Annotated in this window: 16 protein-coding genes; 7 read left to right on the forward strand and 9 right to left on the reverse strand. The window is 60.4% G+C overall.

Annotation, left to right across the window (positions count from 1 at the left end; genetic code table 11):
• Position 1: 1 nt before the first annotated feature.
• From purB to AF71_RS05295, 4 genes are all read right to left on the reverse strand, one after another.
• Positions 2-1,309 (reverse strand): adenylosuccinate lyase, encoded by a 1,308-nt coding sequence (purB, locus tag AF71_RS05280; protein WP_112667560.1) that lies wholly within the window; start codon positions 1,307-1,309, stop codon positions 2-4.
• 62 nt (positions 1,310-1,371) lie between these two features.
• Positions 1,372-1,863: a hypothetical protein gene (locus AF71_RS05285; protein ID WP_018854887.1), complete on the reverse strand. Its 492-nt coding sequence runs from the start codon at positions 1,861-1,863 to the stop codon at positions 1,372-1,374.
• 16 nt (positions 1,864-1,879) lie between these two features.
• Positions 1,880-2,560 carry a ribulose-phosphate 3-epimerase gene (rpe, locus tag AF71_RS05290; protein ID WP_018854888.1) on the reverse strand — a complete coding sequence of 227 codons (681 nt, stop codon included), beginning with the start codon at positions 2,558-2,560 and terminating at the stop codon, positions 1,880-1,882.
• Between the two features lie 42 nt (positions 2,561-2,602).
• Entirely contained in the window at positions 2,603-3,685 is a 1,083-nt protein-coding gene (locus AF71_RS05295) for a branched-chain amino acid ABC transporter substrate-binding protein (RefSeq protein WP_112648587.1), read from the reverse strand.
• 171 nt (positions 3,686-3,856) lie between these two features.
• On the opposite strand from AF71_RS05295, the gene AF71_RS05300 reads away from it, so the two are divergent.
• From AF71_RS05300 to AF71_RS05330, 7 genes are read left to right on the forward strand one after another with little or no spacing between them, the layout of a single operon-like run.
• Positions 3,857-4,351, forward strand: a complete 495-nt coding sequence (locus tag AF71_RS05300; protein WP_169680277.1) for a flavin reductase — start codon at positions 3,857-3,859, stop codon at positions 4,349-4,351.
• A 21-nt stretch (positions 4,352-4,372) separates the two neighbouring features.
• Positions 4,373-5,302 (forward strand): MoxR family ATPase, encoded by a 930-nt coding sequence (locus tag AF71_RS05305; RefSeq protein ID WP_018854891.1) that lies wholly within the window; start codon positions 4,373-4,375, stop codon positions 5,300-5,302.
• 3 nt (positions 5,303-5,305) lie between these two features.
• The gene (locus AF71_RS05310; protein WP_169680278.1) at positions 5,306-6,568 is read left to right on the forward strand and encodes a VWA domain-containing protein; all 1,263 of its coding nucleotides are present in this window, start codon (positions 5,306-5,308) and stop codon (positions 6,566-6,568) included.
• On the forward strand, positions 6,565-6,894 hold the full coding sequence (locus tag AF71_RS05315) for an XdhC family protein (RefSeq protein ID WP_026371479.1): 330 nt from the start codon (positions 6,565-6,567) through the stop codon (positions 6,892-6,894). Before AF71_RS05310 ends, AF71_RS05315 begins: the two co-directional genes overlap by 4 nt.
• A complete protein-coding gene (locus tag AF71_RS05320) occupies positions 6,894-7,598 on the forward strand; it encodes an XdhC family protein (RefSeq protein WP_018854894.1) in 705 nt (234 codons plus the stop codon). Before AF71_RS05315 ends, AF71_RS05320 begins: the two co-directional genes overlap by 1 nt.
• Positions 7,595-9,229 carry a molybdopterin-binding/glycosyltransferase family 2 protein gene (locus AF71_RS05325; protein ID WP_169680279.1) on the forward strand — a complete coding sequence of 545 codons (1,635 nt, stop codon included), beginning with the start codon at positions 7,595-7,597 and terminating at the stop codon, positions 9,227-9,229. Before AF71_RS05320 ends, AF71_RS05325 begins: the two co-directional genes overlap by 4 nt.
• Positions 9,230-9,232: 3 nt before the next feature.
• Entirely contained in the window at positions 9,233-9,550 is a 318-nt protein-coding gene (locus AF71_RS05330; protein WP_018854896.1) for a TfoX/Sxy family protein, read from the forward strand.
• Between the two features lie 3 nt (positions 9,551-9,553).
• On the opposite strand, the gene AF71_RS05335 is transcribed toward AF71_RS05330, so the two are convergent.
• The 5 genes from AF71_RS05335 to AF71_RS05355 form a co-directional block, all read right to left on the reverse strand.
• Positions 9,554-9,976 carry an NUDIX domain-containing protein gene (locus tag AF71_RS05335; protein WP_018854897.1) on the reverse strand — a complete coding sequence of 141 codons (423 nt, stop codon included), beginning with the start codon at positions 9,974-9,976 and terminating at the stop codon, positions 9,554-9,556.
• Between the two features lie 5 nt (positions 9,977-9,981).
• Positions 9,982-11,469, reverse strand: a complete 1,488-nt coding sequence (locus tag AF71_RS05340; protein WP_169680280.1) for a DEAD/DEAH box helicase — start codon at positions 11,467-11,469, stop codon at positions 9,982-9,984.
• 157 nt (positions 11,470-11,626) lie between these two features.
• Complete coding sequence (locus AF71_RS05345; RefSeq protein WP_018854899.1) at positions 11,627-12,925, reverse strand: M23 family metallopeptidase; 1,299 nt, start codon at positions 12,923-12,925, stop codon at positions 11,627-11,629.
• Between the two features lie 97 nt (positions 12,926-13,022).
• The gene (locus tag AF71_RS05350; RefSeq protein WP_169680281.1) at positions 13,023-13,850 is read right to left on the reverse strand and encodes a ferritin-like domain-containing protein; all 828 of its coding nucleotides are present in this window, start codon (positions 13,848-13,850) and stop codon (positions 13,023-13,025) included.
• A complete protein-coding gene (locus tag AF71_RS05355) occupies positions 13,847-14,320 on the reverse strand; it encodes a peroxiredoxin (protein ID WP_018854901.1) in 474 nt (157 codons plus the stop codon). Before AF71_RS05355 ends, AF71_RS05350 begins: the two co-directional genes overlap by 4 nt.
• Positions 14,321-14,406 lie beyond the last annotated feature (86 nt).

The following is a 14,406-nucleotide window of genomic DNA, read 5'->3' on the forward strand; positions in this document are numbered from 1 at the left end:
CTTAGGCAGCGCCGAAGACGCGCCGGAAGATCGTATCAACGTGCTTGGTATGATAGCCAAGGTCGAATTTCTCGCGGATTTCCTCTTCGGAGAGCGCGGCACGGACCTCGGAGTCGGCAAGCAGCTCCTCCAGGAAATCCTTGCCCTGTTCCCACACCTTCATGGCGTTTCGCTGGACGAGCCGGTAGGCATCCTCGCGGGAAACGCCTGCCTGTGTCAGCGCCAGAAGCACGCGCTGCGAATGCACGAGGCCACGGAACTTGTCGAGGTTCTTCATCATGTTGTCGGGATAGACCACGAGTTTCTCGATGACGCTGGCCAAACGGTTGAGGGCAAAGTCGAGCGTGATCGTCGTGTCGGGCCCGATGCCGCGCTCGACGCTCGAATGGCTGATATCGCGCTCATGCCACAGGGCGACGTTCTCCATGGCGGGAACGACCGACATGCGCACCAGGCGCGCCAGACCGGTCAGGTTTTCAGTCAGGACCGGGTTACGCTTGTGCGGCATGGCCGAAGAGCCCTTCTGGCCGGGCGAGAAGTATTCCTCAGCTTCCAGGACTTCCGTGCGCTGCATATGGCGAATCTCGATCGCGACGTTTTCGATCGAAGAGGCAATGACGCCGAGGATGGCGAAGAACATCGCATGCCGGTCGCGCGGAATGACCTGCGTCGAAACCGGCTCCGGCACCAGGCCGAGCTTGGCGCAGACATGTTCCTCGACGCGCGGGTCGATATTGGCGAAAGTGCCGACAGCGCCGGAGACCGCACCGGTGGCGATTTCGGCACGCGCGGCCAGCAGGCGGGCGCGGTTGCGGCTCATCTCGGCGTAGAAGCGCGCGAGCGTCAGGCCCATCGTGGTCGGCTCGGCATGAATGCCGTGGCTGCGACCGATGCGGACGGTGTCCTTGTGTTCGAAGGCGCGTGCCTTGAGAGCGGCGAGCAGACGATCCATGTCGGCGAGCAGGATGTCGGCTGCGCGGACGAGTTGGATGTTGAATGTGGTGTCGAGAACGTCAGAAGACGTCATGCCCTGGTGGACGAAACGCGCATCGGAACCGACGATCTCTGAAAGGTGCGTCAGGAAGGCAATGACATCGTGCTTGGTGACGGCCTCGATTTCATCGATCCGCGCAACGTCGAACGTGGCGGCGCCGCCTCGTTCCCAGATCGTCTTCGCAGCCGATTTCGGGATGACACCCAGTTCGGCGAGCGCATCGCAGGCGTGAGCCTCGATCTCGAACCAGATGCGGAATTTGGTTTCGGGCGACCAGATGGCGACCATCTCTGGCCGGGAATAGCGCGGGATCATGGCTTCCTGCTTTCGTTCATAAGGAAATGCTGGCGCCCCTGTATCAAAGACAGGCGGCAATCTCAACGCATGCGTTTAGCAAGCGCAACACTAGTGCCGAAAAGGCAGAGAAGGCCGAGCGGAAGAAACAGGCGAATTCCAAGGACGGCGAACTGATAGACTGCACTGGCACCGGTGAAGACGAATTGAAACACCCACGTCAGGGATCCAAAAGAAGCGTGCCACGCCGAGTAGAAGACCCGGTAGTCCATGGCGAATAGAAAGGCGGTCATCAGGATCGTCCCGGCAGCAAGTGTCAGGAAGAAGGCTGCAAAACGCGTCTCCGGCGAGCGTCGGTGCGCAAGGAAGCGACCCAATGGCAACATGAATGGCCAAGCCAGCAATCCGCCTGTGAAATAGAGTAGCGCGAGGTCGCGGAGATGTGCCGTCTCCATTCCGTTTCTGAAACAGAGCGCGGCCATCGCGGACGCGAGCATCTGCGTGCCCCAGAGCACTGCGCCTGCGAATAGATCGGGGAGAGGCGGGCGCGCCGCCTTGAGCCGCTCGGAGATCAAGGACGGCCTGCTTTCATCACGACTTGGACTGACCTTCGGCGGCACTGCGCAAGGCGCTGATGGCCGCCTTGTAGGCCTCGACCGAGCCGCCCTTGAAGATCGCCGAACCTGCGACGAGAACATTGGCGCCAGCTTTGCCGACGATCGGCGCCGTTTCGACTGTTACTCCACCATCGACTTCGAGATCGATCGGCCTGTCACCGATGAGTGACCGCGCGGCGGCAATCTTGTCCGCCATCGCGGGAATGAATTTCTGTCCGCCAAATCCGGGGTTTACCGACATGATAAGGATGAGGTCGACCTCGTCGAGGACATTTTCTAGCGCCGAAAGCGGCGTGGCCGGATTGAGGGTGACGCCGACCTTTTTGCCCAGGCTGCGCACAGTTTGAAGCGACCGGTGGAGATGCGGCCCGGCTTCGGCATGGACGGTAATGCGGTCGCAGCCCGCCTTGGCGAAGGCCTCCAGGTAAGGATCGGCAGGTGCAATCATCAGATGGCAATCAAAAACGGCGTCCGTATAGGAACGCAGCGATTTGATCACATCAGGGCCGAAGGAAATGTTTGGGACGAAGTGACCGTCCATGACGTCGAGGTGAATCCAATCGGCTCCAGCCGCGGTCACGTCACGGACTTCCTGGCCCAGTTTGGCAAAATCGGCGGCAAGGATGGATGGCGCGATGCGAATGGGCGTAGTCATTGACGTCTCTCCGTAAAACTCGTGCAGCGGCGGCGGCAAAGCCTATTCGATCGGAGCGCTTGGCAGCACGAACGAACCGGCGTGCCATAGCAGCAGGCGGTAGGGGTTATCGGCCAATTCATGGCCGGCGTTGAAAGCAATCTTTCCGATAATCGTCTCGAAGGAGGTGCCGCCGATATGCTGCGCGATCGGCCTATCATCAGCGCCGGCATCCTGGACAGCCTTCGTCGCGATTTCCACAGCTGCATAAGCAGGCAGTACATAGCCCTCCGGCTCGACGCCGCCGGCGCGTAACGCATCGACAACCGACTTCGCTTCCGGCCGCGCCGCATAGTCCGGCAGGGCAACGGCGTAAACGCCATCGGCAAGCGCGAGCGGTTGGTTGGCAGCCCGCATGGCGTCGCCACCGAGGATATCGAGTTGAATCTTTTCCGCCGCTGCATCACGTGCGATCACTGCAACGTCGCTGCGATCCCCGCCGACAAATACCTTTGTCGCCCCGGCCTTCTTCAGGCGGCGTACAAGAGCAACCTGCTGCTCCTGGCCCGGTCGATAGGTGTCGGTGAATACCGGCTTGAGGCCTTTTTCCTCGAGCGCGTTTCGGATCGCTTCCGTAAGCTCCCGGCCATGGATAGTGCCGTCTTCGACCAGTGCGATCGGCGAGGCCGCCCACTCCCGTACGATCACCTCGATAATCTTCTCCGCTTCCGCGCCATCGGCCGGCGCCATTCGATAGAGCGGCCAGGCATTTTTTAGCGCGTCTTCCATGAGGATGCGTGAGCGCACCGAGATGGTAATCGCCGGGATATTGGCATCCTTCAGCTTTGGCAGTGCGCCCTCGAGCGTCTCGCTGCAGAGAAAGCCTACGGCTACCTGGACCTTGGCATTGATCAACGCGTCAGCGATCGCCGCGCCGCTGTTTTCCTCGCAAGTCTCCGCGACCGTGACGATCGTGTTGCCATCCTGCTGGATCCTGGCAGTAGCACCGGCAATGATCTGGGCTCCGATTGGCGCGAGGTTGCCAGTCTGTGGCGCAACAACGCCAATCGTGAGGCCGGCGGCATGGCATTCTCCGGCCGCAAGGAGCAGCATCGGCAGAAGTGCTAGGCCACGCAAAGTATTCATAAAAGCCGCAGGTCCGTGTCGTTTGTCCTGCTCTTTTATCCGTCCGGCATCGATCGTCAAAGAAAAACGCACGGTTGGGAAGCTTTTCGCCTGGCTTTTGTAGAAAAGGTAACCGATCACCTTCATATTATAGAAAACAGCAAAACCGGTGACGCCGGATGGAGAATGCCTTTGTTGAACAAGCAACCGATCGACCCGCGCCTCTACCGGGATGCGATGAGCCGCTTTGGCGGCCATGTGCAGCTCGTAACGACGGCGATCGGCGAGGAGCGCAGAGGCGTGACGATCACTGCCGCTTGCTCGGTATCCGATAGCCCTGCGACCGTACTGGTATGCCTGAACAACAGCAATCCGAAGAACGACATCTTCTTTCGGAGCGGCATCTTTGCATTGAATACCTTGGCCGCGTATCATCAAGCGCTTGCGGATGCTTTTTCGGGGCGTGCGCTGCTCACCAACGACGAACGCTTCGCGATGGGTGTGTTCGACAAGCTGGTAACGGGCGCGCCCATCCTTCGCGACGCGCTTGCCTCCTTCGATTGCCGCGTGAGCGAAATCAAGGAAATGTCGACGCACCACATCATTTTCGGCGAGGTCGTGGCAGTCCGGTACAACGAGGCGAAGCCTGCGCTTGTCTATATGAACCGGGATTACCACACGCTATAACTCCTGAAAAAGGGAGGAGACATGCCGGATCAAACTCATCCGCCGCTGCCATCGTCGATCGATGAGACGATCGCGATGCTGGGCGATCAGGATTATCTCGCGGGGCGGGCGCTTGGAACAGTGCTTTTCCTGGCCCTGAAGATGAAGCGTCCTCTCTTTCTGGAAGGCGAGGCGGGTGTCGGCAAGACCGAGATCGCAAAGGTGCTCTCGAAAGCTCTCGGCCGGCCGCTGATCCGCCTGCAATGTTACGAAGGACTGGATATCGCTTCGGCTGTCTACGAATGGAACTATCCGGCACAGATGCTCGAAATCCGCCTGGCCGAAGCGTCCGGGCTGACCGACAGGAACAGGATAGAGTCGGACATCTTCTCCGAACGATACCTCATCCGCCGGCCGGTGTTGCAGGCTCTGTCGAGCGCAGATGGGCGGGCGCCCGTCTTCCTCATCGACGAGCTCGACCGCACCGATGAAGCGTTCGAGGCCTTTCTGTTGGAGGTTCTCTCTGATTTTCAGGTGACGATCCCCGAGCTTGGCACTATCCGTGCAGCCGAGCCACCGATCGTCATTATAACCACGAACCGGACGCGTGAGGTTCACGACGCGCTGAAGCGGCGTTGCCTATACCATTGGGTCGATTATCCCGATGCCGCGCAGGAGCTGGAGATTATTCGCCGCAAGGTGCCGGGCTGTAATGCGGCTCTGTCCGCGCAGATCGTCGCCTATGTACAGAAGCTTCGGGCACTGGATCTTTTCAAGAACCCGGGCGTAGCCGAGACGATTGATTGGGCGACAGCGCTGACCGAACTCGATCGCCTGGCGCTCGATCCGGAAACGATTTCCGATACGATCGGAACACTGCTGAAATACCAGGACGACATCGCGCGTATCCAGGGTAGCGACGGTGCGAAAGTCCTGGAGGATATCAGGGGCGAGCTGCAGGCGGCAGGATAACGGATGGAAGCTACAAGCCGACAGGATGGGATTGTCTTTCCGCCTCTTCCGGTCGGTGACGGTCGTTTTGCCGATAATATCGTCTTCTTTGCCAGGGTACTGCGGAAGGCCGGCATGAAGATCGGGCCGGCCGCGATCGTTGATGCGATCGAGGCGGTCGAGACGATCGGTATCGGGTCGCGTGAGGAATTTCACGCCGCGCTCTCATCCGTCTTCGTCAAACGGCACGAAGACAAGCCGGTCTTCGACGAGGCGTTTCGCCTTTTTTGGCGCTCGCGGGACCTTGTCGAGAAGATGATCGCAATGCTGTCGCCAAGGGCGTCGGAAACCCTCCAGAAGGAGAAGGCAAAGCCCGGCGAAAGCCGCGCCGCGGACGCCTTGCTCGGCGACCGAAGGGACAACAAGCCGCCGCGCGACGAGCCTGATATCGAGATCGATGCGCGCTTTACGATGTCGGGCAACGAAGTCTTCCGGCGGATGGACTTCGCCCAAATGTCTGCGTTGGAGATTGCCGCGGCCAAGAAGGCACTTGCGAAACTGCAGCTGCCTCTGGACAAGGTGCGGACCCGGCGCTTCCGCCCATCGCATGCTCACGCCCATGTGGATGCGCGCGCGACGATGCGGGCTGCATTGCGCAGCGGGGCCGGCCTCATTCTTCCGCGATACCGCGAGATCCGCGAGGTTCAGCCACCCTTGGTCGTTCTCGCCGATATCTCCGGCTCGATGAGCCAGTACACGCGCATCTTTCTGCACTTTCTCCATGTGCTAACGGAGAAGCGCCGGAGGGTTCATACCTTCCTGTTCGGAACGCGCCTCACGAATGTCACTCGCCAGATGCGGCACAAGGATCCCGACGAAGCAATGGATGAATGCGCGGCAGCGGTAAGGGATTGGTCCGGTGGGACGCGGATCGGTGAGACGCTGAGGGAGTTCAATCGCCTGTGGGCTCGCCGTGTGCTGGGGCAGGGCGCGGTCGTGCTGTTGATCACCGACGGGCTGGAGCGCGAGGGAACGGATCTGCTCGCGGCAGAAATGGACAGGTTGCATCGCTCGTGTCGGCGACTGATCTGGCTCAATCCGCTGCTGCGCTTCGACGGCTTCGAGCCGCGCGCGCGTGGCGTGCGCGCAATGCTGCCGCATGTTGACGAATTCCGACCGGTTCACAATCTATCATCCTTGAGCGACCTTGCGGAAGCACTCGGCGCAACGCGATCGACGGAATGTGACCCGCGCCGGTACCTCGAAAGATTGAAAGGCATCGCATGACAGGTACATCGTTTGACCTTGATCCGTTAATGACGGCGGAAGCCTGGAGAAAAAGCGGGCGAGACGTGGCGATTGCCACGGTCATCGAGACGTGGGGATCGGCGCCACGACCGGCCGGAAGCCATCTCGTGATCGACCGAGACGGCAATTTCGAAGGCTCCGTATCGGGGGGCTGCGTCGAGGGCGCCGTTATCGCCGAGGCGCTTGATGTGATCGCCGACGGTAAGGGGAAGATGCTCGAGTTTGGTGTTGCGGATGAAACGGCGTGGCGCGTCGGCCTTTCTTGCGGCGGCCGGATTCGTGTCTATGTCGAAAGGCTCAATTGATGGATGCGGCAAATCTTGCGCGGCTGAATGACGCGCGCCGGGCGCGCCGCGCCGCCATGCTGCTGACTGATCTCGAAAAGGGAGGAGATACCGTTGTCCTTGAGGGGGAGCCAGTGGAACCCTCCTTGCGAGCGGATATCGAGGCTGCCTTTCGCTCAGGGAAATCGACGGCAATCGAGGTCGATGGGCATCGCTACTTTCTTAACGTGCATCTGCCGCCGGCCCATATCGTGATTATCGGCGCCGTTCACATCAGTCAGGTCCTGGCGCAGATGGCATCGCTTGCCGGCTTCGATGTGCGGATCATCGATCCGCGCACGGCTTTCGCCACGCCGGAACGGTTCCTCGGGACCGATCTGACGGCGGATTGGCCGGTGGATGTCCTCAAGGATCGTCCGCTGGACGCCTATACGGCGCTCGTCGCCGTGACGCATGACCCGAAGATCGACGACTATCCCATTACCGAGGCGTTGCGGACCGGCTGTTTCTATGTCGGAGCGCTCGGCAGCCGGAAGACGCATGCGACTCGGCTAGAACGGTTGCGCGCAGACGGTGCGGACGAGGCCGCGCTTGCCAAAATCAGCGCGCCGATCGGGCTTAATATCGGTGCGTCGAGCCCAGCCGAAATCGCGGTCGCCATTCTCGCGGAGATCGTCCAAACGCTGCGGACGCGGACCTTGTCTCCGGTTGGTGACAGCAAATGAAGTTCGGATCATTCTCCATCGAGGCAGCCGAGGGCGTGGTCCTCGCCCATGCCGTGAAGCTTGCCGGCGGCAGCCTGTCCAAAGGACACAGGATCGGTGCCGGCGACATCGAAAGGCTGCGCGGTGAGGCTATAGGGCAGGTCATTGCTGCACTAATGGAGGAGGGCGACGTCGGGGAGGACGAGGCGGCGAGACGACTTGCGCAGGCAATCGCGCCCGACCATTTGCGCCTCTCTGAGGCTTCCACGGGACGCGTGAACGTCTATTCGACTGTTGACGGCCTGTTCGTCGCAAGCCGCAGCGCCGTCGACCGGCTGAACAGCATCGACCCTGCTATCACGCTTGCCTGTCTCAACGATCATGTGCCCGTTCGCAATGGCGACATGGTTGCGACATTCAAGATCATCCCGCTCGCCGTGTCCGGCGCCAAACTCGACCTTGCATGCGAGGTGCTGCGGTCGACATCCGCCTTCGAGGTGAAGCCCTTTGCCGGCCGCTCGGTCTCGTTGATCGCGACGGAACTGCCGTCGCTGAAGCCATCGGTCATGGACAAGACGGCACGCGTGCTTTCCCGGCGGCTCGTCGCATCAGGCAGTCATCTCGTGAGGGAGACGCGGGTTGCTCATCACGTCGAACCGGTAGCGCAGGCGCTTCTCGACGCATTGCGGCTACCCGACAGCGCCCCGAAGTTGGTCATCCTTTTCGGCGCGTCCGCCGTGATCGACGCGGAGGATGTGATTCCCGAAGCCATAAGAAGGGCCGGCGGCGAAGTCGTGCAGGTCGGCATGCCTGTCGATCCAGGGAACCTGCTTGTCCTCGGTCGGATCGGTGATATTCCCGTCATCGGCGCACCGGGATGTGCACGCAGCCCGAAGGAGAATGGCTTCGATTGGGTACTCGACCGCATTCTGGCTGGCGAACAGCCGAGCGCAGTCGACATCAGCGGCATGGGTGTGGGAGGTCTTCTGATGGAAATCCAGGCGCGGCCCAGCCTACGCGAAGCCGAGGCGCGCACTAGCCCCGCCGGCAAGCTTGTTACAGTCATTCTTGCCGCGGGCCAGGCCAGACGGATGGGAGAGGGCGGCCCGCACAAGCTGCTGGCGGAGTTTGGCGGTGTGCCGCTTATCCGGCGATCGGTGATGACCGCGATCGGCAGCCGCTCGGCGTCGGTGATCGTCGTGACGGGACATCGTAAAAGCGAGATTGAATCAGCACTGTCCGGACTTGACGTGACAATTGCTCACAATCCGGATTACGCGTCGGGCATGGCTTCGTCGCTCGCAACGGGATTCTCGGTCGAGCACGCCCGTGACGCGGATGGAATTCTCGTTATGCTTGCCGATATGCCGGGTGTGTCCAGTGATGATCTCGATAAGCTAATGGCAGCTTTCCGGCAATCTGGCGGCCAGTCGATCATCCGCGCGGTGTCGCGCGGCAAGCGTGGCAATCCCGTGATATTGCCTAAATCTCTATTTGATGCAGTGCTGCGGCTGGAGGGTGATGTCGGGGCGCGGCACATCATCGAAACATCGGGCGTGCCTGTCGTGGACATCGATATTGGCGATGCGGCGCATCTGGATGTGGATACGCCGGAAGCGGTCATTGGCGCAGGAGGGGTTTTAAAGGGCTAAGGGATGGACACGGCGGCAATTGAAGAAATGTTTCAGGGGCTTGGACCCGTCACCATCAGGCGCATGTTCGGCGGCAAGGGCATCTACCATATGGGGCGGATTGTTGCTGTCGAAGTGCGCGGCGAGATGCTGTTGAAGGCCGACGAGCAAAGCGCATCGGAATTCGAGGCGGCGGGAGCGTCGCAATGGGCCTATGAAGGCAAGAAGGGAAGCCCGGTGAAGATGCCGTATTGGTCCATCCCCGACGATGCCTATGACGACCCCGATGTCATGGCGCGATGGGTTCGGCTTGCCTACGAAGCGGCTGTCCGAGCGGAATGAACCTTAGAGGAGTTCGCCCGACTTGAGCTTTTCGATTGCGGCCGCCGCAAATGCGGAAAGCGGCTGCGGGAGATCGGCGCGGCTGAACCAACCGAAGTCCGACAGCTTGTCCGGCTCCGTGAGCTGCGGTTCTCCATCGAACTCGGACGCTACATAGAGCAGGGAAATCCAGTGCTGGGCATCCGCGTCGCTGATCAGTTCCGTGGCGCCGAGAAGGTTGACGCGGCCGATCGATAGGCCGGTTTCTTCTTCCGCCTCGCGTCGAGCCGCCTGCTCGGACGGCTCCATATGATCGACCTTGCCGCCTACAATGCTCCAGTGGCCGGCTTCAGGAGCGCGCATGCGCCTGTAAAGCAGGATCTTGCGGTCGCGCAAAACCACCAGGCCAACGCCAAGGCCCGGGAAATCGATGCCAGGCGTGCCCATATTCGTCAGATCTTGGCGTTGGCCGTGATCAGCATGAAGGCGGGAATTTCATCACCGAAGCCAACCGGCGTCGGACCGTCGTCGTGGTCGCGATAGCGGCGGCGGTCGCGATTGTCGTCGTTTGCCGGGTAAGGACGAGCGGCGCGCGAGCTCTGCTGCGGCTTGTTTTGTTCTGCTTTGCGCTCTTGCTTCACGCTTTCGACCTTTGCTGGTGCTGCTGTTTCCATCGTCTCGACGTCATTATCTGCGACGGCGATTTCAGATTTATGACCTCGACGGCTCTTGCCGCGGCCGGTGTCCTTGTCCCGGCCCTTGCGACGCGAGCGATCGTCGTCGCGGCTGGGTTCGGGCGGAGGCAAGGCGGAGAGGTCGCCGTTCAACCACTCGACCTTCTCGCCGATCAACTTTTCGATCGCGTCGGCATGTTTCTGGTCGTGGCGGGTGACGATGGTGAATGCAGCGCCGGAACGGCCTGCGCGGCCGGTACGGCCGATACGATGCACATAATCCTCGGAATGGATCGGAACATCGAAGTTGAAGACGTGGCTGACGTCGGGAATATCGAGACCGCGAGCGGCGACATCGGAAGCCACGAGAAGCTGGAGATTACCGTCCTTGAAGTTCTGCAGCATGGCCATGCGCGAACGCTGATCCATGTCGCCGTGCAGAGCGCCGGCGGAAAAGCCGTGGCGGTCGAGCGAACGGAAGAGATCGGACACGTCCTTCTTGCGGTTGCAGAAGATGATTGCGTTCTTCAGATCGGTTTGAGCCTTGATAAGATCGCGCAGAACAGCACGCTTCTCATAATCCTTGCCATGCGAGGCAACGAAGCGCTGCGTTACCGTCTTTGCGGTGGATGCCGGCTTGGCAACTTCGATCCGCTCCGGATTCTGCAGGAAGCGACCCGCAAGCTTCTGGATCTCGGGCGGCATGGTTGCCGAGAAGAAAAGTGTCTGACGGGTGAACGGGATAAGCTTGGCGATGCGCTCGATATCCGGGATGAAGCCCATGTCGAGCATGCGGTCGGCTTCGTCGATGACGAAGATTTCGACAGCACTCATCAGGAGCTTGCCGCGTTCGAAATGGTCGAGCAGGCGGCCCGGGGTGCAGATCAGAACATCCGCGCCACGCTCGAGCTTGCGATCCTGATCTTCAAACGAAACGCCGCCGATCAGCAACGCGACATTCAAGCGGTGGTTCTTGCCGTACTTTTCGAAGTTCTCCGCAACCTGGGCGGCTAGTTCGCGGGTCGGCTCGAGGATCAGAGTCCGGGGCATGCGGGCGCGGGCACGGCCCTTTTCCAGCAGCGACAGCATCGGCAGAACGAAAGACGCAGTCTTGCCCGTTCCCGTCTGCGCAATCCCGCAAATATCGCGGCGCTCAAGCGCAAAGGGGATGGCACCAGCCTGAATTGGGGTTGGCGTCGTGTAACCCGCGTCGGTCACGGCGGAAAGCACTTTTTGGCTCAAGCCAAGATCAGCAAATGTCGTCAAAGGGAAAACTGTTTCCGTTCCGGTTCGGCCGTACTCTGGTTGAGTCGGCGTGATTGCGTGGCGCAATGCAGCGCGACATAAGCCGAAACTCTCCTTAAGTCAAGGAATACAGGCCTTGCAGCCAGTGCCGAGGTAAAGACGTGGTTAGCGCGCGTAGTTACTGTATGTAACTCGCAAGCTTCAAGCCCGCATTCATGAAGTAAATGGGATCAATGGCACGACCATCCTGACGGACTTCATAGTGTAAATGCGTACCGGTGGACCGGCCGGTGCTGCCGGCAAGGCCAATCACGTCCGTGCGGTCGACTTTGTCGCCAATTTTCACGAGAATTTCCGACATGTGGCCGTAACGCGTGGAAATGCCCTTGCCGTGATCCACCTCGACCATGTTGCCGTAGCCGCCGGTCCAGCCGGCCGCTATGACCTTGCCGGGTGCCGTCGGGTGAACCTTTTCGCCAGGCGCAAAACGGAAATCGATGCCGGAGTGGAGTGCGAGGCGGCCGAGGAACGGATCACGCCGGTTCCCAAACGAGCTGGTGATCTCCTTGCCGGCGGCCGGATTCTGGAATGGCAGCGATTCGGCCATGCTCCGTACAGTCTCCAGGCGGGTGAGGGCATCGTCCAACTGCGCAAGCGACGTATCGAAATCATCGTTGCTCTCAGGCTCTACGTAAGGGCCGCCGACTGCGGTGTCATCCTGCTTCAAGCGCTCGGCCGGGACCGAAATCCTGAACCGCGTCAAGACCTTCGATATGGCATTGGCGGCGCCGCCGGCATCGCTCGTCAGTTGCGCGATGCGGGTGCGTTGCTTCTGCTCAATATCCTTCAGAGACAGCGTTACCTTGGAAAAAACCCGGTCAGCTCGGTCGCCGACGGTTTCCTTTGCCGGCACATCAGCCAGCGTCGCGTTATCAGGCGTCGCCTCAGCAGGTTCTACAGCGCCGGCAAGCTGATTCTCGATAGCCTGAACTGCGCCGGAGAGCGAGGCATGCTTCTCGTTTGCGTCGGGCGCGTAGGACTGGAGTGGTGTGGCCGCCTTGTTTCCGAGCCCGGAACTTTCGGCCCGGTCAAGAAGGGAGCCCAACTTGCCGTGGCGTGAGGTGAGCGCCAGTTGTTGCTCCATCAATTTGTCGACCTTGTCTTCGACGACCTGCTGATCGAGCAACTGGCGGGAGGTAACGCGATCGACCTGAGCTCGCAGAGCGGCGATCCGGTCCTCATAGTCGTGCTGCATGCGCGCCTGTCTGGCCATTGCCGCGCCGATCAGGTCGTCACGCAGCACGAGATAGGATGTGGCCAACAGATAGCCGATCGCAAAGACCCCGACAAAACATAAGACAAGCGCCGCCATCCACGGCTTGACGGTGAGGTGACGGACCCGGTCACCGCTCGCCAGGATCAGGATATGCTCTTGTTTTCGCTGACCGAATACGCGGCTATGCTGTGCATGCGTCACGGAGAATCTCCCAATCGAAGGCCGATGCCTCAATTGCCGCAGTTACGCACGATTATGGTTAATATTTACTTAGGTCAGTATGGCTGTCGTGATCGGATCAGGCGTTGCTTGTCGATGTCAGCGATCGGTAGAAGGATGGCGTCAGTCCTGCTTCGGCCCGGGCGATGTCGTTGAAGGGAGGCTTCAACGGTCCGCGGAAGTTGGCGCGTACCAACTCGTGGAATGTCCGTGCCGGATCCCGCTTTTCTCTGGCGCAAAGGAAGCGGAACCATTTGGCGCCTATCGCAACGTGACCTTTCTCGTCGTTGTAGATGACATCGAGCACGGCAGCGCTCTCCAAATCCCCGGTTTCGCGCATCTTGGCCTGCAGCGACGGTGTGACGTCCAACCCGCGAGCCTCGAGAATAAGCGGGACAACGGCGAGGCGCGCCGTCAGGTCATTCCTCGTCGCGTGCGCGGCCTGCCAAAGGCCGTCATGGGCGGGGAGGTCACCGTAGTCGGCGTCGAGGTCATTCAGGCGGGCGCGCACCATGCGGAAATGTTTCGCTTCTTCGAAGGCAACCTGCATCCACCCGTCGAAGAAGGAGTTCGGGACGGGTTCGGTCGCGAATCGCGCAACGATATCAAGCGCCAGATCGACGGCGTTGAGTTCGATGTGGACGATGGCATGCAGCAGCGCGATGCGCCCCTTGACGGTATGCAAGGACCGCCTCTCCACCTGCGTCGGCGGTATCAAGTCCGGCTTATCCGGACGGCCCGGCCTCTCAGGCAGCGGCGCGTCAAGTGGCGAACGCAGGGACAGTGTGCGAGCAAACCAACGCGTCGCAGTTTCCTGGGCGAGCGTCGTCTTCTTATCGAGATCAGTTGCTCGGATAGCGTCGATCGCTCCGCCGCGCAGGGACGTGATGCTGGAGCGAGAGGTCATCGCGACAGGTTCTGCACGGCGGCAAGAACGATTTCTGCGTGGCCGGGCACCTTCACCTTCTGCCAGATCGTTCCGATGGTCCCATCCTCACGAATGAGGAAGGTTGTGCGCTCCACGCCCATGAAATTGCGTCCATACATGCTCTTTTGTTTCCACACACCGTAGGCCGCCAGCGTCGTCTTCTCTTCATCGGACGCCAGGACAACCGAAAGACTATGCTTCTTGATGAAGCGATCATGGCATTTTGCGGAATCGGGAGACATGCCGATGACGGCAGCACCGGCCTTTTCGAACTGGTCTGCAAGCGCCGTGAAAGCCAACGATTCGGCCGTGCATCCTGTCGTGTCGTCCTTGGGATAGAAGAACAACACCAGCGGCTTACCACGGAAATCGGCAAGCGCGACGCGGCCTCCGCCATCGCGCGGGAGATTGAAGTCAGGCGCCGTCGTGCCGATGCTGACATCCGTCATGGAGAGACCTTTCTTTTGCCGAGTTTATGGATAACAGGTGATTTGCCAGATATATATTGGACGGGTAGTCGTCCAGCCAGTCTGGT

The sequence above is a fragment of the Rhizobium sp. 57MFTsu3.2 genome (assembly GCF_012932765.1).
Classification (GTDB): domain Bacteria; phylum Pseudomonadota; class Alphaproteobacteria; order Rhizobiales; family Rhizobiaceae; genus Rhizobium; species Rhizobium altiplani.

Coding starts and splice junctions, on each gene's coding strand:
- AF71_RS05310 (WP_169680278.1), top strand. CDS start 5,306: ATGGAAGCTACAAGCCGACAGGATGGGATTGTCTTTCCGCCTCTTCCG.
- AF71_RS05315 (WP_026371479.1), top strand. CDS start 6,565: ATGACAGGTACATCGTTTGACCTTGATCCGTTAATGACGGCGGAAGCC.
- AF71_RS05355 (WP_018854901.1), bottom strand. CDS start 14,320: ATGACGGATGTCAGCATCGGCACGACGGCGCCTGACTTCAATCTCCCG.
- AF71_RS05295 (WP_112648587.1), bottom strand. CDS start 3,685: ATGAATACTTTGCGTGGCCTAGCACTTCTGCCGATGCTGCTCCTTGCG.
- AF71_RS05335 (WP_018854897.1), bottom strand. CDS start 9,976: ATGGGCACGCCTGGCATCGATTTCCCGGGCCTTGGCGTTGGCCTGGTG.
- AF71_RS05325 (WP_169680279.1), top strand. CDS start 7,595: ATGAAGTTCGGATCATTCTCCATCGAGGCAGCCGAGGGCGTGGTCCTC.
- AF71_RS05350 (WP_169680281.1), bottom strand. CDS start 13,850: ATGACCTCTCGCTCCAGCATCACGTCCCTGCGCGGCGGAGCGATCGAC.
- AF71_RS05305 (WP_018854891.1), top strand. CDS start 4,373: ATGCCGGATCAAACTCATCCGCCGCTGCCATCGTCGATCGATGAGACG.
- AF71_RS05330 (WP_018854896.1), top strand. CDS start 9,233: ATGGACACGGCGGCAATTGAAGAAATGTTTCAGGGGCTTGGACCCGTC.
- AF71_RS05320 (WP_018854894.1), top strand. CDS start 6,894: ATGGATGCGGCAAATCTTGCGCGGCTGAATGACGCGCGCCGGGCGCGC.
- purB (WP_112667560.1), bottom strand. CDS start 1,309: ATGATCCCGCGCTATTCCCGGCCAGAGATGGTCGCCATCTGGTCGCCC.
- rpe (WP_018854888.1), bottom strand. CDS start 2,560: ATGACTACGCCCATTCGCATCGCGCCATCCATCCTTGCCGCCGATTTT.